This window comes from Runella salmonicolor (assembly GCF_024158025.1).
Classification (GTDB): domain Bacteria; phylum Bacteroidota; class Bacteroidia; order Cytophagales; family Spirosomataceae; genus Runella; species Runella salmonicolor.
Genome location: NZ_JAMZEL010000010.1, coordinates 66868 through 90659, shown reverse-complemented (window position 1 = coordinate 90659; position 23792 = coordinate 66868). Strand labels below are relative to the sequence as shown.

Genomic DNA, 23792 nt, shown 5'->3' with positions numbered 1-23792 from the left:
GAAGGCGCTAAAAAAGAAATCCCCCCAAACGATTATTGTACTCGACCGCTCATGCGTACATTTTTGCCAGTACGTTTTGTGATGTCATCTCCTAAATCTTCGCGGGCTTCTTCGGCTACTTTTTGGAGTTCGGCCAAAATTTCTGGATAAACTTCTTTTACATCATAACGCTCGGCGGGGTCGCGGCGGAGGTCATAGAGCGCCAGTGGAAAAGGTGTGTTTTCGGGCGCTTTTCCTGGAAATCCGTCATTGCCCGGAATTTGCCCTTCATAGGTGCGGCCTTCGTGCGGCAAAACCAGCTTCCAGTCATCGCGGCGAACGGCCTCAAGGTTGTTGCGACGGTAGTAATAGTAAAAATACTTGCGTGGGGTGGCTTCCATATCACCCTTCAAAAGCGGTAAAATATCAACACCGTCGATTTTCTTGGCGGGGAGCTTGGTGCCGCAAATGGTAGCAATGGTTGGCAATAAATCAATGGTGGAGGTCAGCTTGTTACACACCAATCCCTCGGGCGTCACGCCTTTCCAGCGCACGATGCATGGCACTCGTTGACCGCCTTCAAAGCTATTGCCTTTTCCTTCTCGCAAGCCGCCCGACGAACCGGCGTGGTTGCCGTAGTTAAGCCAAGGGCCATTGTCGCTCGTAAAAATGACGACGGTGTTTTTGTCCAGCCCGTTTTCTTTGAGGGCTTTCATGATTTCACCCACCGACCAGTCGATTTCCATCAACACATCGCCGTAGGTGCCTTGCTTGCTTTTACCTTTAAACTTAGCCGATGCCGCAATGGGTACGTGGGGCATGGAGTGGGGCAAATACACGAAAAATGGGCTTTTTTTGTGTTGCTTGATAAAATTCACGGCCCGCTCGGTATAGATTCCCGTGAGTTTGGCTTGGTCGTCGAGGGTTTTGATTTCCTGAATGGTGTCTGTGTTGTGCAATAAAGGCAAAAACGGGAAGTTTTTTTTGCGGTTATCGGAGGTGTTGGTGATGGCGGTTCCGTCGTAATGAACGGCCCACATATCGTTGGAGTAGGGGAGGCCTACGTACTCATCAAAGCCTTGTTTGTTAGGTAAAAACTCGGGACGGTCGCCCAAATGCCATTTTCCAAACATCCCCGTGGCGTAGCCTTTTTCTTTCAAAAGCTCGGCAATGGTGGTTTCGTCGGGGTTCAAACCCACTTTTGCGTTGGGAAACAAGGCCCCCGAAATACCCACACGGTTGGGATAGCAGCCCGTCATTAGAGCGGCGCGTGAAGCGCTACAGACGGCTTGGGCGGCCAAAAAATTGGTAAATCGAACGCCTTCGCCCGCCAGTTTGTCGAGGTTGGGCGTGCGGTATTGGAGTGCGCCGTAGCAACTCAAATCGCCGTAGCCCAAATCATCCATAAAAATCAAAATGATATTGGGTTGCCCCGCTTTCGGTGCTTTTTCTAGGGGCAGGAATTGAAATGCCGAAATAATCGAAACGATAAAAAGGCTAAGGAGAAAGGCGGTTGTTTTTTTCATGATTGGAGGAGGGGCATTGAGCGTGTTACTTTTTTGTTTCAAATTTGGGGTCTACAAACTCCCATTCCTGCAAGTGTGACGGGCGGTGTTCGCGTTTAACGATGGCGTCAAATTGCGGAATAAGCTCAGGATGTTGGGCGGCCACGTTGGTTTGTTCGCTTTCATCGGTTGCCAAATTATACACTTCCCATGCAGCGTTAGGATTGGTTTTCATGTTGCGTTTTAAGCCTTTCCAGTTGCCGATTCTGATGGCCAGTTGACCGCCGTTTTCGGGAAATTCAAAATACAGGAAGTCGTGCTTTTTTTGCGTTCCCTTATTGAGCAATGTGGGTAAAAACGAAATTCCGTCGGTGGCGGTGGTGGGTTTGATACCGACCAATTCGGCACAGGTGGCGAGTACGTCGTATTGCGCTGATATGTGGTCGGTGGTCTGACCTGCTTTGATTTTGTTTTTCCAATAGGCAATCATCGGCATTCGGATACCGCCTTCGTACACGTCTCTTTTTACCCCGCGCAGGTTACCGTTACTTTCAAAAAAACGGGTATCTACGGCTTTATCAAACGTAGCGCCGTTGTCGCTCGAAAACATAATGATGGTATTTTCTTCCAAACCTGATTTTTTCAGCAAGTCCCAAATGATACCCACTTGTTTGTCTAGGTACGAGACCATTGCCGCGTAAGTGGCGTACTGATAACGCGTTGATGCATAACCGTTTTGGCCGCGATAAGGTTTGTCCTCAAATTGCCCAATGTACTCCTTTACAGCTTCGGCGGGAGCCTGCAACGAAAGGTGCGGTAGGGTATAAGGAAGGTATAAAAAGAAAGGTTTGTTCTTGTTTTCGGTGATGAACGCGCTTGCCTGCTCGGTCATTTTGTCAATGGCGTATTCTTTTCCAGTGTAGTACTCGTAGTTTTCATCGCCTTCGGCCATGGGTTTATGAACGCGGATGAATGAATTGTTCAACGGTACTTTCTCCCCATTTTTCCAAAGGTGAGTGGGATAAAAGTTGTGAGATTGTTTCTGACAAAGCAAGCCATAAAAGAAATCAAAACCTTGTTGATTGGGGTTGCCAGTGGTGTTGGCCATTCCCATTCCCCATTTACCTACGGCCCCCGTTTTATACCCCGCCTGTTGGAAGAGGTGTCCCAGCGTAAAAGCACCTTCATTGAGGGGCATTTGCCCACCTTCTTTGTCGTCTTCAAAGCCGCCCAGTTCGTAATTTCCCCGAATATACGTATGCCCAGTATGGCGGCCCGTCATGAGACCGCAGCGCGAGGGCGCACAAACAGGCGCGGATGAATAATGTTGGGTAAAACGCAACCCGCCCGCTGCCAAGCGGTCGAGGTTGGGCGTTTTAATTTTTTTTTGTCCATAACAGCCCAATTCACCATACCCCAAATCGTCGGCAAAGATGTAGATGACATTGGGCTTGGAGCTTGGTTTTTGGGCGAATAGTAAAGCAGAAAATAAAAATAGGGGTAGGAATAGGAGTCGTTGCATAAGGATATTTTAGTTTAACCGTTGGGAGCAATCAGGTTCTTGCCCCCGACGGTTATAAAACAAAAATGGGTGGAGATACTACTTTTTGTTGTGCTAAAATTACCAACCAGCATTCTGGGTCAGCTCTGGATTTAGTTCACGCTCTTTTTGTGGAATGGGCCACAAATAATGTTTAGCAGGGTCAAAAACCCGCGTAAATGACGCAATTTGAATGGTTTTCAATTGTGTGCCGTCCACGTAGGTCATGCCGTATACATCGCCGACCATCACTTTTTCGGCGATTTTCCAACGACGAATATCGTACAGTCGCAGCCCTTCAAAAGCCAGCTCCAACGTACGTTCTTTACGTACTGCTTCGCGCAGTTGGGCTTGGGTCAGGCCAGTTTCCAACGCTGGAAGTTTGACATCTGCGCGTTGACGAATCTGGTTGATGGCGTCATAGACGCTCGCGTCGATTTGATTTAGCTCGATTTTCGCTTCGGCGTAGGTCAACAAAACTTCGGCGTAGCGGAGCAGAATAAGGTTGATGCCGCAATTGCCACCCGTGGCCAAATCTTCTTTGTTGATGTATTTTTTCAACACAAAGCCCGTTGAAGTAGCCAAATACGTGTTGCCAACGGCGTCGGCGGTGCCGCTTGTGGGGCGGGAGTCGAATTTTTTGCCGTCTGGAAGGTCATCTCCAATCACAAAAATAGAAGCGCGTAGGCGCGGGTCACGGTTGGCGTAAGGGTTTTTGGGGTCAAATCCACTCGTTGGGTCGGTGATTTCTTTGCCGTTGGCCATCGGATACGCATCTACGAGCGCTTTGGTGGGCACGTAGGTATTGTTGGCGGTGCGCTGGCTATAAGGTCCCATGCTGGCAAACACGTTGTTGGAATAGGTATCCTTGATGAATTGTTTGTCCAAAATTACCTCCGAATTGTTTTCGGCCGCGTACGAGAATAAGTTGGTATAACTCGAATAAATCGAGTAGGTTTTGGAATCAATGACCGCTTTGGCGGCATCGGCCGCTTCCTGATAGCGCCCAGCGTACAAGGCAGCGCGGGCTTTGAGGGCAAGGGCTGCCCCTTTGGTTACGCGTCCTTTTTCGGCCTGAACGGCGGGCAAATCGTTGGCGGCTTCGGTGAGTTCTTTCAGCACAAAATCCCAAATTTGGGCCGAGGGCGTCCGTTTCAACGCTCGACCTTCGTCAATGCCAATGCTCGTGGTGACCAATGGCACATCCCCAAACATCGCCACCAATTTAATGTATTGGTAGGCGCGCAGGGTGCGTGCTTCACCTTTTAGGCGGGCAATAAAAGCGGTATTTGTCGTTTGGACGGTGCCAATATTTCCCAAAAAATCATTGGCCAAACGGATACCTCGGTAAGCACTTGTCCATTCGGTTTGGGGGCGTGAATTGAGGGCGTCGTGGATGCCCTTTTCAATGTTGGATTCTACCTGAAATACCTGATTGACGTGGGCAATATCGGTAACACCGTCGATGGCGAAAATGTTGACTCCGTCCAATAATGGGTATAAACCGTTGGAAGCCAGCGTTGCATCTTTTTCAGTTTTCCAAAAAATATCGGAAGATATACGGTCGTTGGGGACGGTATCAAGTAGGTCTTTTTCGCAGCTGGTAAGCAGCCCAATGGTTAAAAGAGCTGGAAGGATATGTTTGATATTCATTGTGTTAAGACAGTTTGAGTTTTTGATGAATGTTTGGAATACAAATCCAAACACGCTTAGAATTGGACGTTCAATCCGATGGTTGTCAACGAGGTTTGTGGATAATACGTTGCCCGTCCTGACTCGGCTTCGGGGTCGAGATTCCATTCGTTAAGCTTTGAGAATGTCAGCAAGTTGGTGCCGCTCACGTAAATGGTGGCGCGGTTGGCTTTGACTTTTTCCAGAATTCCCTTTGGCAGACTGTACGACAATTGAATCGTTTTTAGGCGAAAATACGACCCGTCAATAATCATTCGGTCGGAGGTGGATACGTTGCGTAAATCCAACTTTACAGGACGAGGAAAACGGGCGTTGGGGTTTTCGGGGGTCCAGTAGTTATCGGTGTATATTTTATGGGTAAAGCCTTCGTAATTTCCCATTTCGGCCAAGGCACCCGACAAACGGGTGTCAACGTCGGCTGCACCCTGCCATTGGGTAAACAGGTTGAAATTTTTGTAGCTGAAATTGGTATTTAGCCCAAACGTATAACGCGGAAAGGTTAGCCCGATGAAGGTCATATCGTCGCTGTTGATTTTTCCGTCATTGTTCAAATCTACGTATTTAACATCGCCGGGTTTGGCATTTGAGACGATGGTCGGGTATGCCTTGATTTCATCGGTTGTTTGAAACAAACCATCGGTTTTGTAGCCCCAATGGGCATTGTATGGCAATCCTTCTTTGATGATGTAGCGCGGGTCGATGTCGGAGCCCGAAATGTAAGGACCCGTTTTGGCGAGGTCAATGACCTTGTTTTCGTTTTGAGCAAAGTTCAGCCCGAAATCATACGCAAAGCCGCTTTTGGTTTTATTGCGGAAATTAAGCCCTAATTCAATGCCTTTGTTGCCTACTTTACCCGCGTTTTGCGGTGGTGCGTTCAATCCTACGGTTGTTGGAATCGGTAGGTTGAGCAAAATTCCGTCGGTAAGTTTGTCGTAATAATCAAACGTAAAACTCAGGCGATTGCTCCAAAGTTGCGCATCCAAGCCGATGTCGGTTTGCGTGGTGGTTTCCCAGGTGAGGCCAGGGTTGGCCAGATTGGATTGGACATATCCCTGAACCACACTGCCGCCAAAGGTATACGTGGAAGAATTGAGGGTTTGGAAATAGCTGTAAAGACCCACGGCTTGGTTTCCTGTTTTTCCCCACGAGCCACGTAGCTTCAACTCGCTTATGATGTTTTTGAAGGCATCGAAGAACTTCTCTTCGGACACTCTCCAACCCGCTGAAAATGAAGGAAAAAAGCTGTATACTTTGTCGCCAGTGAAGCGCGACGAACCGTCGTAACGGGCGTTGGCTTCAAACAGGTACTTGTCGGCAAAGGCATAATTGGCACGTCCGAAAAACGAGCGTAGGCCCCACTGAGAATCACTGCCGCCGTTGTTTTTATTGTTGTCTGAACCTGCCCCGATGGATTGAACATCGTTATTGTAAAAATCTTCGCGGTAGGCGTTGATGATGTTGTATTTGTTCTGAATCTCGGAGTATCCAACGAGCGCTTTCACGTCATGTTGGCCAAAAGTATTGCTGTAACCCAACAAATTGTTGAGGGTAGTTTCGCGGATATTACTTCTGATTTCGGTTAAACTGCTCCGGGGAATGGTTTTTCTTACGAGTGACGTGTTGAAATAATCGGTTATTGTGTAGGCATTCGTGTAGTTTTTGTTTTGCTCAAAAGTATAACGAACGGCGTACTGCGTGCTGAATTTTAGGTTAGGAATAATCTCCCATTCGGCCTTGGCGCTTCCAAATAGATAGTCCTGAATGTTTTTGGAAAGCCCCGCGATTTCGGCGTACATCAACGGGTTATTGCCTTGGGCACTCAGGCCGTAGGTGCCGTTGGGGTATTTGGGAACGGCCCAAAGCGAACCGTGAAACATGGTATTAAAGACGTTGAATTCGCTGACGGGCGTTTGCCAGTTGTTGTTGCGGTAGTTAATATCCATGCTCGCGTTTAAGCGGCTTGAAATTTTAAAATCAGTATTGGCGCGGATTTCCCGAATATCGCTGTCAAAATTGGGGGCAATGCCTCCCTGCTTTTGATAACGTACCCCAACACGCCCTCTGAAAACATCATTCCCGCCACTCACCGATAGGTTGTGGTTCATCTGCGGCGCTGAGCGCAAAACCGTATTAAACCACGTATTGGGAAGGGGGAATTTTAAGCGATCGGTTGCGTTGACGTACTCGTTGATTTGTGTTTCTGTAAATCTTGCGGCCGCCCCCGAATTGATGTAAGCAACATTTTGTAAACGCATATAGGGCTCCAAATCCATCATTTCGGGCTTGTTGATAGCCTGCTGAACGGCATAGTAGCCGCTGTAATCTACGACAGCCTTACCCGATTTGGCGCGTTTTGTGGTCACCAATACAACACCATTGGCCGCCCGCGAACCATAAATAGCGGTAGATGAGGCATCTTTTAGGACTGAAATACTTTCAACATCGTCCAAATTGATGGTATTGAAGGGCTGTTCTATGCCGTCTACGATAAAAAGTGGGTCGTTGGAGCTGAGCGTGGTGATACCGCGTACCCGAACCGTAGCCCGGGAATTAGGCCCGGGTGAGCCACCACGGTCCAAAATCGTTACTCCGGGAGCAATTCCCTGCAATGCCTGATTGGCATTGGATACTGGACGGCGGGTGAGTTGCTCACTTTTTACTTCGGCAACGGCCCCCGTCAAGCTGGTTCTTTTTTGGGTTCCGTAACCTACCACAACTACTTCGCTCAAGGCCTTAGTATCAGCGCCCAAGGTGACATCAATGGTGGTACGATTGCCAACGGTGATTTCTTGCGGCAAATACCCTACGTAACTGAAAACCAAAACGGCGTTGTTGTCCGGAACGCTGATTTGGTAGCTACCATTTCCGTCGGTTGTGGTTCCACGGTTGGTGCCTTTGAGAAGAATACTTACGCCCGGTAGGGTCAAACCGCTTTCGTCGGCTACTTTTCCCGCGATTTTAATTTCCAAAGGAGCCGTAAGGCCGCCCGTGGGAATGGCAACGCGATTGAGAATTAAATTCAAACTTGCTGATTCGTTGGCAGGGTTTCCTGGGGCGGTGATGTTGAGCCGCTCTGGCGTTGTTTCGTTGGGCGCGGGGTAACTAGAGGGGGATTTCGCTTTCAGGCTACGAATAATATAGGTATTGCGTACTTTTTTGTACGTCAACCCAGCGGGGCGCAGCGTACTTTCAAGCACCTCTTCGAGCTTTCCTGAAATGGTCTCGGTGGGAATGCTACGATTGGGGATTTCATCGGTTTTGTAAACGAAGTGAATCCCAAAACGGGTTTCGATGTCACGTAAGGCATCTTTTAGTAACAGCGTTGATTTTTGGTCGCTCTTACCCTGGCTTTGTCGGGTCGGAAAATTAGCGGCAAATACTTGGGCATTTACAATGCTAAAAAACCCTGTTATTCCACCGATTAAAAAGGTTAATAGAACTTGTTTGAACATAACACAGGAGGGGTTTGATTTATTTAATGATTAGTTTATGATTTGTGAGGACACAATTTGCTTTCAGTAAATCCGAGAGGATTTCGTTTACTTCTTCCAGACTTCCAGTGGGAATGGTTCCCGAAATTTTTTCATTGGCAAGGGATGGGTTCTCAAAAACTACCTCAACACCAAAGCTATCTTCGATACGCTGGGCTACTTCGCTCATGGCTTCGCCGTCTAGCAGCCAAACTTTCTCTTTCCAAGAACTGTAGCGTTTTACGGGCACTTTACGCTGGGCCAATTGCTTGGTTGAGTGGCTAAATTCAACCATCTCTCCTGGCTGTAATATGGCTGACTGTTTGGCGGATTTGATTTGTACTTTGCCCGATTGGAGCACCACTTTGGTCGTGTTACGTCGGTCCGAAACGTTAAATTCAGTTCCGAGGACATCTACGTCCAAACCCTCGGCGTGTACCCGAAATTTGGTATGATTGGCAGTGTGTTTTACCGAAAAGAAGGCCTCTCCTTTCAGCCATACTTCACGGACTGGCTGCTCGCTGAAATTCTGCGCAAAAGAAATGGAAGAATTGGCATTCAGGTTTACAACGGAGCCGTCGGGAAGCGTTACTTGGCGCGTTTGCCCAAAGGAGGTTGTATACTCGGTCGGTCGGTTGGAGTATTGCCAAAAAAAGATGGTTCCGAGCATCAAAATCACCGCCGCGGCCGCCATCCAGCGGGTACGGTTAAAGAAAGACTGACGAAGCGGAAGTATTGGGGTTTCCGAAACAAAAAGTGGTTGACGAATGCTGTTTTCAAGCCGCTTTTTTAAGGCAATAACCTTTGTTTCTGCCATGGCGGGTAGCTGGAAATGAAGTACTTCAATGAGTCGACGAGCTTCCTCAATGGATGTTTGTTTTTCGGGATTTTCCTTTAAAAACTGTTCCCAAAACAAAGTTGCTTCTCTCGAAGGATTCAACACCCATTGCTGAAAAAACTCATCCGCTGCCAACTGATTGGCATCAAATAATTCATATTTTTTCTGTGATTCTGCCATGCTTCTGGGTGATGTATAACCAATAGAGAAAGCAAGGCGTTGGATTACCTCTTTATTTTTGCGAAATTTTTAAAAATTTTTGAACCCTACGATGAAAACCAAAAAAATGAGGTCAAAAACCCAGTTGTCACGAAGCTGAGAGAGGGCTTTGTAGATTAAATTGTAGACTGAGTGGCGCGTTAAGGACATGAGTTCGGCAATTTCGTCGTAACTCAAATTGTCGTAAAAGCGAAATAGTAGCGCTTCCTGTTGGCGTTTGGGAAGCAATGCAATTTGCTGGGTAAGCTGGTGTTGCTGATGCCGGTCTATTTCCTGCGATACAATGAACAGTTCGGCCGATTCAACGTATTCATGAAGGTATTCTTGATTGTCGGTGAGTTCGGTATGGCGTGCTTGTCGGTTCAAGTATTTTAACAGCTTAGTTTTGAGCGATTTGAATAGATAAAACTGAATATTAGACGTTTCTACGTCGCTCAACGTAGCGCGGTAATTCCAAATATCTTCAAAAACATCGTGAATCGCGTCCGTTAGCAGTTCATCATCTTGACAGTGGCGTTTGCCAAATTTGTAAAGTAGCTGAACATAGGCGTCGTACAATTCACCCAACGCGTAGCTGTCACCGGCTTTTAGCCGTGCCCATGCCGTAGCGGTTATTTTTGGGTGTTGTTCAGCGGGCATTTTGGTACTAGCTTACGGGTGAGTGTTTTCTTTGGAAAACAAAACTAGAATATATAAACAATAGATTAAATTTGTTTTTAAAAATTTTATAATATTGCTAAAAAAGTACAAAATAATCTAAACAAATGAAAAATAATAAGGCGGCCGCTTGGGGAGCGGCCGCCTGAGGGGAATGAATGGATAAATAGGTTTATTTTAAGCCCAATAAAAACCCGATGGTAAAGTTGGCGTCCCAATCAAAAACGAATTGCTTACAACCCGTAGCATCAGCGATGGCCTTATAAATGTTGCCGCCTGCTTTGGCTTTGGCTTTGTCGAGTTTATAGGCTTCGGCTGCTTTCAAAACGGTATATCTTTCTTTGCCATTTCGTACTTCTTTGGCCAAGTCGTAAGGAACGCCCCCGATGATAAAACAGATTTCTCTTTTGGAGGCAGGGACTTGTTTGGCCTTAGCACCCACTTCATCATAAACAGCGTCGTCACTGATGCCTTTTTCGTAATATTTAGCTCCGTAAGATTCTAAACTTTTAATCCCTGAGTCGGTTGTCCAAGCAATTTTGGTGTTGCCCGAGCCGATGTCAGCGAAGAAACCGCGACCGCTAAATGACTGTGGCAAGGCGCATTTCAGGCCCAAGGTGCCTTCTTGCTCAGCGGTTACGGTGTTGACCATGTATCCCATGTCTTTCAATACTTTGATGATTTTTTGGGTTACATCCGCTTTTACGGCTCCCGAACTTACCACAAAGTGAATGTCTTTGCCGCTCACGCCGTGGTCAATCATGTTGCCGATATATTTCTTTAAACCCACCCGGATGTCGTAGTCAGAGGCCATATTTTCGATGACCATGCTGTTGCCAAATTCCGCTTTTTCGAGTTTCCAGTTTTTATCTTTGTCGATATTGACCACAAACGAATTGAAACCACTGGCACCCAATTCGACAACTCCTTTGAGTTTACCGTCAACGGGCTCGGGGGCAGTGTACGAAAAAGCGGAGGTTTCCGAAGCAGCCGTTGATGATTCGCTGCTTGCGGTGTTGTCGTCAGAGGCCACATTGTCATTGGCGGCACTTGCGGGGCCTCCTTCGGGAGTTGTGGAGTTGATGGAGGTTTCATTGGTTGCTTTGTTGGGGTCGGGCCCAAAGAAATAATATCCTGCCCCCAGCGCTCCTGCGATTAGCAGAATCAAGGCTATTTTTCCTGCTCCTGTAAGATTCATAGTGTTTGATTGGTTTTGTTTTAGGTAAAAATAAGAGGTGAATGATTAAGCAATATATTGTTTGATGCCGTTTTCGATGAGCGAAATTTCATTGGCTACGCCCTCTTTGGCGGTTATCGTTGCTTGAATTTTTTGTTCAATTTCGACAAATTTATCATTGAACTTTCCTTCAATGCCGTTCAACGCGGTCAATTTCTCGGCTTGGGCTTTTTCCAAATCGGCGATTTGTTGCTTCAATTTACCGAGTTGCTGCTCAATATTGGCCACTTCGTTGTTCAGCTGTTTTTGCTCGTTGCTTTTTTCGGCGTTGAGGGCTGATTTTTTTTGTTCGCCCGCACTGACCGTGGCTTCAAAAGCCTTTTGGAGTTCGCTTTTATAAAAGTTGGCCGATTCCAGCAAAAACTGTTGGTTGCAGTTGGGATTCAACAATTTAGCGCCTTCGTAAGCAGTTTTAAAATGCTCAACGGAAGGGTTTGTGCTGGTACGAAGCAGCATCAACGAAAATTCGTAGAAATCAAAACCCGGCTGATTCTTTTCTTCCAATATTTTCCGAAAACGATTTCGTAAATCATCCACAAAATCGCTCGAAGCAGGTGGGGTGGAAGCCAAGGTACTTGTGCTCGGCGCGGGGGCGGTCGTTTTACTTGTCGACGTGGCCGGTTGAGCTGGCGCGGGCGTTGACGCTGGTTTTTCCTCCGTTTTTGTTTCGTCAATGACCACAAAAATGCCCGCCAAATCGCGTAGCCATCCACCCATTTTACTTTTTTGAGGTTCTTCTGCCACAGTTGTGTATGTTTGAAAAGTTAAGAATTGGAGTGTATGTTGCGGAAAGTTATAAAAACCCCCGTAAACATAGTGTAAAGGTAGAGAAGAAATTATTTGCAGGTACGGTAGGACTAGAAGAGCGGTTTAAATTGAGGCCCACCAAGGAGAATTTTAGGATGAACTGTCTTTTAAATACTTTGAAGTAAGATGTACCTTTTTTAGCCTGCTTATCCCTATTGCTAAAACATGATTAAATTAAACAAACTCGTTTACGCTTTCGGCGTGCTTGTCCTTTTTACCAAAATGGCATTTAGCCAAGCGGTACGGCCCAATGTCATCATCATCTACGCCGACGATTTGGGTTACGGTGATGTAAGTTGTTACGGAGCCAAAAAAGTAGCTACCCCCAACATTGATAAACTCGCCAAAGCAGGTATACGTTTTACCAATGCCCATACGACCTCCGCTACCTGCACGCCGTCGCGCTACTCAATGCTGACGGGTGAATACGCTTGGCGCAAGCCGGGCACAGGCGTAGCCACGGGCGACGCCGCCGCGCTGATTCTGCCCGGACGCAGTACGTTGCCGCTGGTTTTTCAAAAAGCAGGTTACAAAACGGGCGTGGTAGGTAAGTGGCATTTGGGCCTCGGACCGCAGGGCGGGCCCGATTGGAATGGCGAAATCAAACCGAGCCCGTTGGATATTGGTTTTGATGAGTCGTTTATCATGGCCGCTACTGGCGACCGCGTGCCGTGTGTCTACGTTGAAAACCGTCGGGTGGTGAATCTTGACCCTGCCGACCCCATTAAAGTAAGTTTTAAGGAGCCCATTGGTAATGAACCCACGGGGCGCGCCAATCCTGAACTACTGAAAATGAAACATTCGCACGGGCATGATTTTACGATTATCAACGGCATCGGGCGCATTGGCTACATGACGGGTGGGAAATCAGCGCGGTGGAAGGATGAAGACATGGCCGATATTTTTACCGAAAAAGCCGTTTCATTCATCGAAAAACACCAAGCCGAGCCTTTCTTTTTGTATTTCTCTACCCAAGATATTCACGTACCGCGCGTACCGCACGAGCGTTTTACGGGCAAAAGTGGCATGGGGCCGCGCGGCGACGTTATTTTGCAATTGGACTGGACGGTGGGCGAAGTCATGAAAACGTTGGACAAACTAAAGCTGACCAACAATACCCTCGTCATTTTTTCCAGCGACAACGGTCCCGTGGTGGACGATGGTTATCAGGACCAAGCCGTAGAGTTGCTCAACGGACATACGCCTGCAGGGCCATTGCGCGGCGGCAAATACAGCGCGTTTGACGCGGGTACCCGCGTGCCGTTCATTGTGCGGTGGCCGGGGCAGGTGAAAGCGGGAGTTTCCAATGCGTTGGTGAGCCAAGTAGACTTATTGGCTTCTTTTGCGGCATTGACGGGGCAAAAATTTGATGCAACCACCGCCCCCGACACCAAAGATTACTTGTCGGCTTTTTTGGGTAAAGACAAGAAAGGACGTGATTATTTGATAGAACATGCGGGTACTTTTTCTATTATCAAAGGAGACTGGAAATACATTGAGCCGAGCAAAGGCCAAAAAATGAGCGTTCAGACCAATACTGAGCTTGGCAATGACCCGCAGCCGCAGCTATATAATCTGGCCAAAGACATTGGCGAGAAAAATAATCTGGCTGAGGCTAATCCTGAGAAATTGAAGGAGTTACAGGTGTTTTTGAAAGAAGTGAAGGAAAAAAAATAACAGCAGCTGTTTATTTTGGAATCATCTTTTAAAAAGTAGCACTAGTAAATCTGTTAAGGAGGCCTTTATGTTTTGTAGTTATTATTAGAATATTTTGTCTTTAACAATTCAATCCTAATTCTAAAGGTATAAGCCATAGTAGTACTAATTAAGTAATACTAAATAAACAACAGTCCCTAATAGACACTTCTCTTTTTATGGATATTTATCAAGAACAAATGGAAACCAATAGGTAAAAAATTGAGGAAAGGCTAATAGCTTTTCTTTTAAAACAGGTAAAGACTCCCACTTATATTCTTCTACCTCATCAGGGCTGGGCAAAGGAGATCCATCAAATAATCCCAAAAAAACACTATCAAACTCATATTCAATCAATCCATTTTGAAAATGGGTTTTATAAATAAAATCGCCTACATGAGTTAAGGGACAATCAAATCCCATTTCTTCCTGTAATCTTAAATGTATGGCAATATTTGTTGGCTCATTGGGCTGCGGATGGCTACAACAAGTATTTGACCAAAGACCTCCCGAATGATATTTATTTTTTGCACGTTTTTGGAGTAATACTTCTCCTCTTGAATTGTAAATTACAATAGAAAAAGCACGATGAAGTAAGCCTTTTTGATGAGCTTCCAACTTATCACAAACTGCTAATTCATTGTTTTGTTTATCTACCAAGATTACCTTATTTCTTGTCATGGGCTATTGAGGGCGGGGAATTTCACCATTATATATATGTTTAACTTCTCCATTTTCAACCAAAAAAGCGACAGGGACAGAACGTACAATTTTATGCAATGTATCTGATTTGATGGCTATTATTTTAAAATTAGGCTTCTTCTTACTTTTGAAAGACTCAATATCTACCTGTTTGGACTGGCTTGGATAAAACCCTATTACTTCATTTACACTATTTGTAACAATATACTGTTTCACAGTCTCAGTTGCGGCCAAACAATGCGGGCAAGTAGGACTGAATACAAAGAATAGCTGCTTCTGATGAGATTTGGTGTAGGAAGCCAAAAAAGTTTTGTCTAATTTACTTCCAATGTGTAATTCTAATGGTCTGTAAGTATTTTTCATTTCAAAACCTGTAATAACAAACGCCAGAACCCCAAACAGTAGCGCCCCACCAAATAACCAGTTAGCCCTTTTGACATCATACTGTGAGTAAGTATATAGAAGATATGAGATAGTTAACATACCCACATTTCGGAGCAATGCCACCAAAGGGTCTATTTTAAGTAATATTCCAAAACAACCACAATCATCTAATTTTCCAGAAGCAAAACCAATGGCAAGAAAAATGGTAAAAAATACCAATACACATAAAGATACAGCAGCAAATTGGCGAGGAAAAGCTCCTAAGATTAGACCAAAACCTAATGTGATCTCAGTACCTACGATAAGTGGTGCAATAAACCTCATTTTCAGATGGCTATACTGGGCTACAATATCGGTAAAGGTATTTATATCCATTGCTTTACCAATGCCAGATATAAGGTAAATAACTCCCAACGCCACAGCTAAGAGCCGTAGCAAAGTTTGATTCTTCATAATGAAAAGGTATTTATTTTTGAGTAGGGAAAATCATGTTACCACCTTTTTTCTTCTTTTTCTCAAAAGCTTTTATGACTTCATCTTCCAGCGGTGTACGCTTAATAATAGGGTTATTTTCCCAAAACTCGGTACTTTCCTGAGTGGTAGCAAAAAGTTGGTCTTCTTGCATGACAATAGTTTTCAAATTTTTCTCTGAATCATCTTTAGGAACACTAAAATCATACATTACTAAACTTACATGTTCTATGATTGGCCTAATTACAGACGAAGCATATTGAACGTTCAAAACATAATCTAAGTCAATACCACTCAATACACTATGTTCATCTTTTTCAAGATAGTTAATATCAAAATCGAAATAAGCTTCCTTCACTTTGAACCAGAAATTTTTGGTATAATTTTGTTTTCCTGTGTATCTACGTCCTTTGATGCGTAAAACCCCATTAGTAGAAGTGCGTATATAAAAACGTCCTTCAAAAGAAAAATTTGATTTCTCTTTTGGTTTGCATAAAACCACGGCGATTTCATTAGGGCTATCAGGATTGATGTAATTTTCTACTTCAAAAGTGTAAAACTTGGCGTAATCGCTAAGAGGAAGTAAGCCTTCCTTATCGTTTCGAAAACGCAATGGTGGGCCAGGAGATGAATGACGGAGGGTGTAAAGAAACATGAATTTATTTTCTACATTTCCATCGTGAAATGTATAGCGGCTTGCCGTGGGAAGTATTGCTTCAAAACCAAAAGCAGAGCTAATTTTAGCGTCAAAAAATATTTCTTGCAGTAATGTATATTTATCACTTTCTTTTTGTATTCTTCTGTAAAACCCTCGGCCAAAATGACGGTATATTGAATCCTGCCTTGTTTTATCAGTAGCTTTCTTTATTAATTCAAGGGCATAATTTCCTACTGTTGTTTCTGGTAACGTTTTAATACCTTCCCTCAGTACTATATTCAAAATTTTCTCTTCGGAAATTTTCAAGGAAATAGCTTGAAAACTTACATGGCTAACTGTAATTTGAACAGGCAATGCACTTACTTTCAGTACAAACTCTCCATTTTCATTTGTCAGAGTTCCCTCACCAATAGATGTAAAAATATTTACCAAAGGAATAGGGGTATTGGCTGTATCTTTCACCGAACCTGTTAGAGTATAAGTTTGGCAAAAAACAGAAGCCGGAAGTAGAATGAGGAAAAAAAGTTTCATAGTTGTTTTAACATAATTTTACTGTATTTTTATCAAAAGCAATATTGTCTATCTGAAATAAAAAATATTTTCTATTCGTTAATAATATATTTATTGAATTTTAATTGGGGGATAGAATTTGTGTGGGCTTTTATGACCCACACAAAAGTCTCACAATATTAGAAAGTACACTTAATAGTAGCTGTACAACTTGTACCACTTGAATCGGTTGTTGTTGATATTTCAGCTTCCCACTTATTTTCCAAACGTTGTTCTAATTCTTCAACTTGAAACATTTCAATAAGTTGAGACTCTTGAGAGGTAATTACTGTGTTTTGCATTTTTGTGAAAAGTTAAAGTTAAGAAATTGATTTATATCACCAACATGTCTAGAATAGTTGATAATGTCTTTGTATTGTTAAAAATAATGTTTTAGTGATTCTTCACAAGGCTCAGAACTACTTTCATTAAGTAGACCTTCAGCACAATCATCGCCTGTTTTCCATTTACTTTCAAGCCTTTGTTCAAGCTAATCTATCTCAAAGAGAGAAAAAATAGTCGAGTTTTCTGTTAAATTTTTCATAATAAAGGTCGCTAGATTTAAAACTTCTCAGGAATTTCTCCTGTTTTACAATCGCAAATGCAAGCACAATCATCCATCGACCATTTGTTTTCAAGGCGATTTTCGAGTTCTTGAATTTCAAAGGTTTCAAGAAGTAATAAAGTAGAAAGTATAACGTTTTCCATAGTTCAATATGTTTAGTATCTAGTTTTCTTCTAGGCAATCGCTATTACCCTCAAAAGCCTCGTCTATACAACCTTTATCAGACCATTTGTTTTCGAGGCGTTGTTCAAGTTCTTGAACTTCAAATGAATCGAGTAAATCTAAATATTTAGACATGTTAATTATATTATTTTAAGGTTATTAAGTGAATTAAAACGAGAAATAAAATATTTCCCATGGTTAATTGTAACTCTAATGATGAGTATATAAAATATCAATACTGTTAGCATTTTATTGCTTAGGTCATTGAAACTAAACTGACCTGTTATTATCTTTTGAAACAATCCGAATACAATGAAAGGAAATGAAATTACCGTGTTCCAATGAACAGTTAGTGTGTAAACCATTATTGCTACCCAAAAAACCGTATTGAAAAGACCATACAAGAAAAGCCATCGCTGTTTTTGATTACTTTTTTTGATTGAGTTAATTGGATTTTGCAAAAAGAATAAAATGTTCTTCCATTTTATAGTTTCTCGAAAGATAGCATTAGCTTTCATAAGTAGATTAGGTGTATTGGTTAAATCAGAAAGCACCCAATAACCATCGAATCGAACAAAAGGATTGAACTCCCAAATAACAAAAGAAAAAATACCAATAGATGCGGCTAAAAATGTAATATTGTCGGTGACTAAATAGCAAATACCAAGTAAAGCAGCATAAAAAACTTCATTGAAAATACCTGCTAAGTTGGCTATAAGTCTTTGAGGTTTATCTGCCAACCAAATATTGGTAATATCGGCATACATTACTGGTAAAATAAAGTAAAATCCAAAGCCAATACCACCGTGTTTGAGGCCATATTTGACACAAGCACCAATATGCCCCAATTCATGAATAAGCATAGTAGCATAGACCAAACATAAGAAAAGTGGGTAACTAATTTTCTGAGTCATACCATTAGTATTACCCAGAAAATATACGCTCATAACTACCAAAATAGCTCCCAATAATGCCCACCAAAACACTTTTGGGCTGTAAAACGCTTGCAGTGGTTTTGACAGCCAACCTGCCCATTTGGGTTTGATTAATTCAATTTTTAATTTCAGATATTGATTTTTGAGTGTCGGCTTTTCTGGTTCTGTGTCATTTCTTAAAATATGATACCCCCCCAGTTTTTCATTTATCAATTTCTTAAACTGCTCTTCGCTAAAAACTACTTGAAAGCTTGTATTAAAATTTTTGAGTGCCTCTTCTGAATTTGTACTGGCTTGTAACACCCTAATAAGTTGATAGGTGGCAGCACTTATTAAAAAATTCCTATCCTGGGGGGTATGTACCACCCAACGATTCGTATCGAATGTATGTAGCGTTATGCCTTCAATAAGCATCATTGTTGTATAAATTTTTGATAATCAGCCAAGGCATTTACTACAGTTGAGGTTGTGAAGACACGATTGTGGTCATCACTCAAAGCATTGACGCCAAATGAACTATTTCGCCAATGTTTTACCAAGGTAGGATGGAGTACGTCAGTAGCAGGAATACGCAGAATGCGACTCGTTTTCCAACTTCCATCTGTAGTTTGGTGATTTTGTAGCCATCGTATTGTATTTTCTATTTTAATTCTATGATTTTTAGCTTGATAAGCTACCATGGCTTTTAGCCCAAGAGCTGTGTAAAAAGGGCTGGCTTCACCATCGCTTGGGTTTCTCCAAAAACCGTCTGGGTTTTGCAGGGCAATGATACTTTCAAGTAATTTCGTTTTGATAGTTGGAGGTACACAATCCGTTTTACAAAAAGCCAATAAAGTAAATACTTGAACGTACACGTCACTTGTCCACCAGTACGCATTAAGGCTGTTGTTTTGAACTAAATCTACTAGTTGATTGATTGTCTTATCGTATTGATTACTCAAATTAGGTATGTTGGAAAGAACTAATGCTGCTGCTGCCGAAACACATCCATGTCCTGATAGCCAACCTTGTACACTAATATCTGTTTCTAAATCTAAAGCCTGCCGAAGTTCGGCTTCATTATGGTAAGTGGCCCAACTTCCATCTGGGAGCTGGAATTTGAGCCAACTGTCAATTAAAGAACCTGGAATATTACCATTGATAGCCTGATGTAATCCTATTAAAAAAGTGGTAGAATCGGCATCTTGCATTACACTATCGTTATAAGATCCTGTTTTGGAAAGATCTGAAAGGACAGTTTTGAGTAATTCTGGTACTAAATTATGTTCTGCTAATTGTACACCTATATAGCTAGAAATCCACGTTTTCCCACGTCCTGCACTTGTCATAAAATCTGTCCAAAATCCTTCTTTTGCGTTATTTGTCAAGTACTTTAGGCCATTTTTGATTGTATCTTTAAGCGAATTATTAGTTTGAAATATTTGACTTTTTTTTGATTTAAGTTGTGTTTTTTCAATTAAATAATTTATTTCATTCTGATAAAACAAAGCATTTGCTCGCTCTTTAAGTAAGTAGTTTTGTAAATCAAAAAGTCCTATATTCTGTGCTAAATCGGCCGCTTTTTCGTAGTGAAAAACCGATTTCTGAACCATTTTTTGTGCTATCCCCGATAAAAAAAGGTACTTATGCCGTATGTTTATATCGTGAACTTCCAACGCGTTTCTCTCCAGATAATCATTTAACAAAACTTGAGGGTATGTCCATTGATTTTCTTCAATATCTTTTTTGAAGTCTGAAATATCATCTAGATACTGAAAGGCAATATGGATATGTTTTAGAATAGTTTCTATTTTTGAAAGTTCCGCATCTTCTTTACAAAGTGCTTGTAAGCCATGTACTATAGCGCAACAAATAGCAGATTTACCATAAGCCAGTTCTTCAAAATTTTGTTCGCTCAGGTGTTTTTGAGCGACAGAAATTTGTTTTTCAAATAAAATAGTTTGAACATATTTCTTTTTTAGTACTTCAAAATTGCTCCAAAATGTTAATCCACCAGTACTACTTTGGTTACCAATTAATTCACATAACTGCCTGATTACTTGTTCATGAAGCTGAATTGCTCCAAAAAGTTGAGCAACATCTTCGTTTAGTTTTTCTTTTTGATCGATTAATCTATCTATGGTAAGCAGTACATTAAAATACCCCAAAGCACATTTTCCAAGCAATTCAGCTTTTTGTACTTGAATGTTAGGGTAAGCTCCTATCAAAAAAGGAACAAGCTGTTTATAAAAATAACTTTCTCTTTGCTTACTCATTGGCCAATAGAGGTTGTTGTTTTTCCTTTTGCAAATCACGCTAAAAGGCATAAAAAAAACCTCTATCCTAAGATAGATTTTTTTATACCCTAGGGTAGAGTTTTGGCTAGTTTAGCTGTGTATTTTCGAAATTCGTCTTTGCCTTGTATGCCAAGTTTGGTAATCAGGTTATGTTTATGGGTCTTAATTGTACCTAGGCATACATGCATAAGTTGCGCTATCTCAGCATTTCCTTTCCCCTCTACCGCTTCATATAGCACCCTCAATTCTTGGCGGGTAAGTAATACGTTCTCCTTTAGAAGGAATAATTCTAAAGCTTTTAATTTTTCGAGCTGCTCTGCGTGTTGCTTGACTGTCATATTATTTGGTTATGTTTACCGAACATTCTATTCTCAAAGCCACCAAATCAAGCGTTTATCAGCCCATTTATCTTTATCCCGATAGGATAGGATAGGATAGGATAGGATAGGATAGGATAGGATTCTGACAAACAGCTTTTTTGGCAAAAGCTGTCACTAGTGTTTATCAGAAAGTTGAGTAGAAGAAAGCGTGTACCTGTACACACACTGCGCCAAATATACAGTAAGCCTGTGGATAGTTACAAAGGATAATCTAAAAACTTATCAAGCGGTTTTGGGGGGTGTGAAGAGGCTCATTTTACCCCTAAAACAACAAAAGCCGACCTCTTTCGAAGTCGGCTTGGTGGTTGGAAACCTTATCATTAAACTTTAATCTCAACATCAACGCCACTTGGCAATTCGAGTTTCATCAAAGCATCTACGGTTTTGGCGCTTGAAGAGTGAATGTCAATCAGGCGCTTGTAGGTGCAAAGTTGGAACTGCTCACGTGATTTCTTGTTCACGTGGGGTGAGCGAAGTACCGTGTAGATTTGCTTTTCTGTAGGCAATGGAATCGGGCCGCTAACCACAGCACCCGTTGATTTCACCGCCTTTACAATGCGGTCCGCCGATTTGTCCACCAAGTTGTGGTCAAATGACTTCAGTTTGATACGAATTTTTTGATTCATTGTGATAAGGTGGCTCTGATTGTTTTGATAATATCCCGTCGAAAGAGCCATTAACTCCGACAGGAAATATTTTTAGGTTGGCAGTAAACAGAATACAATCTTCAGAACTGCTGACTATAAACTGTTTACTGCTAACCGATTTACTATCCTTTTGATTTTGCGATCACGACTTCGGCCAAGTTGTTTGGCAGGAACTCGTAGTGCGAGAAGGTCAAGTTGGCAGTAGCACGACCCGACGACATGGTGCGTAGGTCGGTTACGTAACCAAACAACTCCGACAAAGGTACATCAGCTTTGATTACCTGTGAACCAGCGCGCGAGTCCATGCCTTTCATGATACCACGACGACGGTTTAAGTCACCCGTGATTGGACCAGTGTATTCTTCAGGCGTCAATACTTCAACGGCCATGATGGGTTCAAGTAATTTTGGACCTGCCTGACGAGCGGCTTCTTTGAAACCAAGTTTTGCGGCCAATTCAAACGAGAGTGAATCGGAGTCAACATCGTGGTAAGAACCGTGGAAGAGACGCACTTTCATGCTTTCCAACTGGTAACCCGCCAAAGGACCGTTTACCATTGCGGCTTCAAATCCTTTTTGAACTGGTTGGATAAATTCGCGTGGAATAGCACCCCCAACGACTTCGTTTACGAATTGTAAACCTTTTTTCACTTCCTGACCTGGCTCGTGGTCGTCGCGTGGCCCGAGTTCAAATACGATGTCGGCAAATTTACCACGACCACCCGTTTGTTTCTTATAAACTTCACGGTGCTCAACACTCTTGGTGATGGCCTCTTTGTAAGCTACCTGCGGTGCACCTTGGTTTACTTCCACCTTAAACTCACGACGCATACGGTCGATGATGATTTCTAAGTGAAGCTCACCCATCCCTTTGATGATGGTTTGACCAGTTTCTTCGTTTGATTCAACCTGGAGGGTTGGATCTTCTTCGATGAGTTTACCGATGGCTTTCGAGAAGTTGTCCTGATCTGCGGTTTTCTTAGGCTCAATCGCATAACCGATTACTGGCTCAGGGAAAATCATTGATTCAAGGATAATTGGGTTTTTCTCATCAGAAAGGGTATCGCCCGTTTTGATGTCTTTAAAACCTACTACCGCACCGATGTCACCTGCCTCCAAACGCTCGATGGCGTTTTGCTTGTTGGCGTGCATTTGGAAGATACGAGAAATACGCTCTTTGTTTTCTGAACGGTTGTTCAATACATAAGAACCTGCTTCCAATACCCCAGAATAAGCACGGATAAAGCACAAACGACCTACGTAAGGGTCGGTAGCAATTTTGAACGCCAAAGCTGAGAAAGGCTCGGTAACGCTTGGTTTACGAGCGATTTCTTCGCCAGTGTTAGGGTTAGTACCTTTGATGCTTTCTTTATCCAACGGTGAAGGCAACAGCGCCATCACGTAATCAAGCATGGTCTGAACACCTTTGTTTTTGAAAGAAGAACCACAAAGCATTGGAACCACTTTCATGGCAATAACGGCTTCACGCAAAGCTGCCAAAATCTCATCTTCGGTGATAGATGTTGGATCCTCGAAGTATTTTTCCATCAAGGTATCGTCAAACTCCGCAACGGCTTCCAATAGTTTTTCACGCCATTCGGTTGCTTCTTCCAACATATCGTCAGGAATAGGTACTTCTTGGAAAGTCATTCCTTTGTCATGCTCGTTCCATACCATTCCGCGGAAGTTCACCAAGTCAACTACCCCTTTGAAGTTATCTTCAGCACCGATTGGCAATTGCAAAGGCACTGCGTAGCTACCCAGCATTTCCTTTACTTGCTTACATACGTTCAAAAAGTCAGCTCCTGAGCGGTCCATTTTATTAACGAAGCCCAAACGTGCAACGTTATAATTGTTGGCCAAACGCCAGTTGGTTTCAGATTGAGGTTCAACACCATCAACGGCACTGAACAAAAATACAAGACCATCCAATACGCGAAGTGAGCGGTTTACTTCTACGGTAAAGTCAACGTGGCCTGGCGTATCAATAATGTTGATGTGGTATTTTTCGTTTCTATACGTCCAGTCTACGGTAGTAGCAGCTGAAGTAATGGTGATACCGCGCTCTTGCTCCTGCGCCATCCAGTCCATCGTTGCAGCACCGTCGTGTACTTCACCGATTTTGTGGCTTACCCCTGCGTAATAAAGAATTCGCTCCGTTGTGGTGGTTTTCCCAGCATCAATGTGAGCAGCAATCCCAATGTTTCTTGTGAATTTTAAATCACGTGCCATGGTTTTTGTGATTGTTATTAAATCTGTTAAGTCTAAGTTCCTTGATTTGTGATGATATGCAGAACGCTTTTTGCCTCAATATTAGGCATATACGCACAAATTACGGTACCATTCTGAAAATCAGAGCGCAAAATTAGAAGTTTTACATCGGAAAAGCAAACTTAGATTTATACAAATTTGCAAATTGAAGGCA

General features: G+C 43.0%; 20 protein-coding genes. 1 reads left to right on the top strand and 19 read right to left on the bottom strand.

Annotation, left to right across the window (positions count from 1 at the left end):
• Positions 1-32: 32 nt before the first annotated feature.
• The 8 genes from NCI00_RS21085 to NCI00_RS21050 all read right to left on the bottom strand — a co-directional run bounded on the left by NCI00_RS21085 (position 33) and on the right by NCI00_RS21050 (position 11881).
• Entirely contained in the window at positions 33-1505 is a 1473-nt protein-coding gene (locus NCI00_RS21085; protein ID WP_253530909.1) for a sulfatase family protein, read from the bottom strand.
• A gap of 25 nt (positions 1506-1530) precedes the next feature.
• A complete protein-coding gene (locus NCI00_RS21080) occupies positions 1531-3006 on the bottom strand; it encodes an arylsulfatase (RefSeq protein ID WP_253530905.1) in 1476 nt (491 codons plus the stop codon).
• Positions 3007-3105: 99 nt separating this feature from the next.
• On the bottom strand, positions 3106-4677 hold the full coding sequence (locus tag NCI00_RS21075; protein WP_166560242.1) for a RagB/SusD family nutrient uptake outer membrane protein: 1572 nt from the start codon (positions 4675-4677) through the stop codon (positions 3106-3108).
• 56 nt (positions 4678-4733) lie between these two features.
• A complete protein-coding gene (locus NCI00_RS21070; RefSeq protein ID WP_253530902.1) occupies positions 4734-8168 on the bottom strand; it encodes a SusC/RagA family TonB-linked outer membrane protein in 3435 nt (1144 codons plus the stop codon).
• Positions 8169-8187: 19 nt separating this feature from the next.
• Complete coding sequence (locus NCI00_RS21065) at positions 8188-9204, bottom strand: FecR family protein (protein ID WP_253530900.1); 1017 nt, start codon at positions 9202-9204, stop codon at positions 8188-8190.
• Positions 9205-9273: 69 nt separating this feature from the next.
• A complete protein-coding gene (locus NCI00_RS21060; protein WP_253530897.1) occupies positions 9274-9882 on the bottom strand; it encodes an RNA polymerase sigma factor in 609 nt (202 codons plus the stop codon).
• Between the two features lie 190 nt (positions 9883-10072).
• On the bottom strand, positions 10073-11098 hold the full coding sequence (locus tag NCI00_RS21055) for a hypothetical protein (RefSeq protein ID WP_166560238.1): 1026 nt from the start codon (positions 11096-11098) through the stop codon (positions 10073-10075).
• A gap of 45 nt (positions 11099-11143) precedes the next feature.
• Positions 11144-11881: a hypothetical protein gene (locus NCI00_RS21050; protein WP_253530895.1), complete on the bottom strand. Its 738-nt coding sequence runs from the start codon at positions 11879-11881 to the stop codon at positions 11144-11146.
• Between the two features lie 228 nt (positions 11882-12109).
• Between NCI00_RS21050 and NCI00_RS21045 the strand changes: the two genes are divergently transcribed.
• Positions 12110-13621, top strand: a complete 1512-nt coding sequence (locus NCI00_RS21045; RefSeq protein ID WP_253530893.1) for a sulfatase family protein — start codon at positions 12110-12112, stop codon at positions 13619-13621.
• Between the two features lie 195 nt (positions 13622-13816).
• On the opposite strand, the gene idi is transcribed toward NCI00_RS21045, so the two are convergent.
• From idi to fusA, 11 genes are all read right to left on the bottom strand, one after another.
• The gene (gene idi, locus NCI00_RS21040; RefSeq protein WP_253530891.1) at positions 13817-14320 is read right to left on the bottom strand and encodes an isopentenyl-diphosphate Delta-isomerase; all 504 of its coding nucleotides are present in this window, start codon (positions 14318-14320) and stop codon (positions 13817-13819) included.
• Positions 14321-14323: 3 nt separating this feature from the next.
• Positions 14324-15178, bottom strand: coding sequence for a DoxX family protein (locus tag NCI00_RS21035; RefSeq protein ID WP_253530890.1), 855 nt, complete (start codon positions 15176-15178; stop codon positions 14324-14326).
• A gap of 13 nt (positions 15179-15191) precedes the next feature.
• Positions 15192-16385 carry a carboxypeptidase-like regulatory domain-containing protein gene (locus NCI00_RS21030; RefSeq protein WP_253530889.1) on the bottom strand — a complete coding sequence of 398 codons (1194 nt, stop codon included), beginning with the start codon at positions 16383-16385 and terminating at the stop codon, positions 15192-15194.
• Between the two features lie 158 nt (positions 16386-16543).
• Positions 16544-16705 carry a hypothetical protein gene (locus NCI00_RS21025; RefSeq protein ID WP_253530888.1) on the bottom strand — a complete coding sequence of 54 codons (162 nt, stop codon included), beginning with the start codon at positions 16703-16705 and terminating at the stop codon, positions 16544-16546.
• A gap of 259 nt (positions 16706-16964) precedes the next feature.
• Positions 16965-17111 carry a hypothetical protein gene (locus NCI00_RS21020; RefSeq protein ID WP_253530886.1) on the bottom strand — a complete coding sequence of 49 codons (147 nt, stop codon included), beginning with the start codon at positions 17109-17111 and terminating at the stop codon, positions 16965-16967.
• 19 nt (positions 17112-17130) lie between these two features.
• Complete coding sequence (locus tag NCI00_RS29405) at positions 17131-17265, bottom strand: hypothetical protein (RefSeq protein ID WP_256498293.1); 135 nt, start codon at positions 17263-17265, stop codon at positions 17131-17133.
• Between the two features lie 5 nt (positions 17266-17270).
• Positions 17271-18482, bottom strand: a complete 1212-nt coding sequence (locus NCI00_RS21015; RefSeq protein WP_253530885.1) for a hypothetical protein — start codon at positions 18480-18482, stop codon at positions 17271-17273.
• On the bottom strand, positions 18479-20320 hold the full coding sequence (locus NCI00_RS21010; RefSeq protein ID WP_253530884.1) for a hypothetical protein: 1842 nt from the start codon (positions 20318-20320) through the stop codon (positions 18479-18481). The genes NCI00_RS21015 and NCI00_RS21010 overlap by 4 nt, the downstream gene beginning before the upstream one ends.
• 89 nt (positions 20321-20409) lie before the next feature.
• The gene (locus NCI00_RS21005) at positions 20410-20679 is read right to left on the bottom strand and encodes a helix-turn-helix domain-containing protein (RefSeq protein ID WP_253530883.1); all 270 of its coding nucleotides are present in this window, start codon (positions 20677-20679) and stop codon (positions 20410-20412) included.
• Positions 20680-21041: 362 nt separating this feature from the next.
• Entirely contained in the window at positions 21042-21347 is a 306-nt protein-coding gene (gene rpsJ, locus NCI00_RS21000) for a 30S ribosomal protein S10 (protein WP_028522456.1), read from the bottom strand.
• 143 nt (positions 21348-21490) lie between these two features.
• Entirely contained in the window at positions 21491-23599 is a 2109-nt protein-coding gene (fusA, locus tag NCI00_RS20995) for an elongation factor G (RefSeq protein WP_166560230.1), read from the bottom strand.
• Positions 23600-23792 lie beyond the last annotated feature (193 nt).

Coding starts and splice junctions, on each gene's coding strand:
- NCI00_RS21085 (WP_253530909.1), bottom strand. CDS start 1,505: ATGAAAAAAACAACCGCCTTTCTCCTTAGCCTTTTTATCGTTTCGATT.
- NCI00_RS21080 (WP_253530905.1), bottom strand. CDS start 3,006: ATGCAACGACTCCTATTCCTACCCCTATTTTTATTTTCTGCTTTACTA.
- NCI00_RS21075 (WP_166560242.1), bottom strand. CDS start 4,677: ATGAATATCAAACATATCCTTCCAGCTCTTTTAACCATTGGGCTGCTT.
- NCI00_RS21070 (WP_253530902.1), bottom strand. CDS start 8,168: ATGTTCAAACAAGTTCTATTAACCTTTTTAATCGGTGGAATAACAGGG.
- NCI00_RS21065 (WP_253530900.1), bottom strand. CDS start 9,204: ATGGCAGAATCACAGAAAAAATATGAATTATTTGATGCCAATCAGTTG.
- NCI00_RS21060 (WP_253530897.1), bottom strand. CDS start 9,882: ATGCCCGCTGAACAACACCCAAAAATAACCGCTACGGCATGGGCACGG.
- NCI00_RS21055 (WP_166560238.1), bottom strand. CDS start 11,098: ATGAATCTTACAGGAGCAGGAAAAATAGCCTTGATTCTGCTAATCGCA.
- NCI00_RS21045 (WP_253530893.1), top strand. CDS start 12,110: ATGATTAAATTAAACAAACTCGTTTACGCTTTCGGCGTGCTTGTCCTT.
- idi (WP_253530891.1), bottom strand. CDS start 14,320: ATGACAAGAAATAAGGTAATCTTGGTAGATAAACAAAACAATGAATTA.
- NCI00_RS21035 (WP_253530890.1), bottom strand. CDS start 15,178: ATGAAGAATCAAACTTTGCTACGGCTCTTAGCTGTGGCGTTGGGAGTT.
- NCI00_RS21030 (WP_253530889.1), bottom strand. CDS start 16,385: ATGAAACTTTTTTTCCTCATTCTACTTCCGGCTTCTGTTTTTTGCCAA.
- NCI00_RS21025 (WP_253530888.1), bottom strand. CDS start 16,705: ATGCAAAACACAGTAATTACCTCTCAAGAGTCTCAACTTATTGAAATG.
- NCI00_RS21020 (WP_253530886.1), bottom strand. CDS start 17,111: ATGGAAAACGTTATACTTTCTACTTTATTACTTCTTGAAACCTTTGAA.
- NCI00_RS29405 (WP_256498293.1), bottom strand. CDS start 17,265: ATGTCTAAATATTTAGATTTACTCGATTCATTTGAAGTTCAAGAACTT.
- NCI00_RS21015 (WP_253530885.1), bottom strand. CDS start 18,482: ATGATGCTTATTGAAGGCATAACGCTACATACATTCGATACGAATCGT.
- NCI00_RS21010 (WP_253530884.1), bottom strand. CDS start 20,320: ATGAGTAAGCAAAGAGAAAGTTATTTTTATAAACAGCTTGTTCCTTTT.
- NCI00_RS21005 (WP_253530883.1), bottom strand. CDS start 20,679: ATGACAGTCAAGCAACACGCAGAGCAGCTCGAAAAATTAAAAGCTTTA.
- rpsJ (WP_028522456.1), bottom strand. CDS start 21,347: ATGAATCAAAAAATTCGTATCAAACTGAAGTCATTTGACCACAACTTG.
- fusA (WP_166560230.1), bottom strand. CDS start 23,599: ATGGCACGTGATTTAAAATTCACAAGAAACATTGGGATTGCTGCTCAC.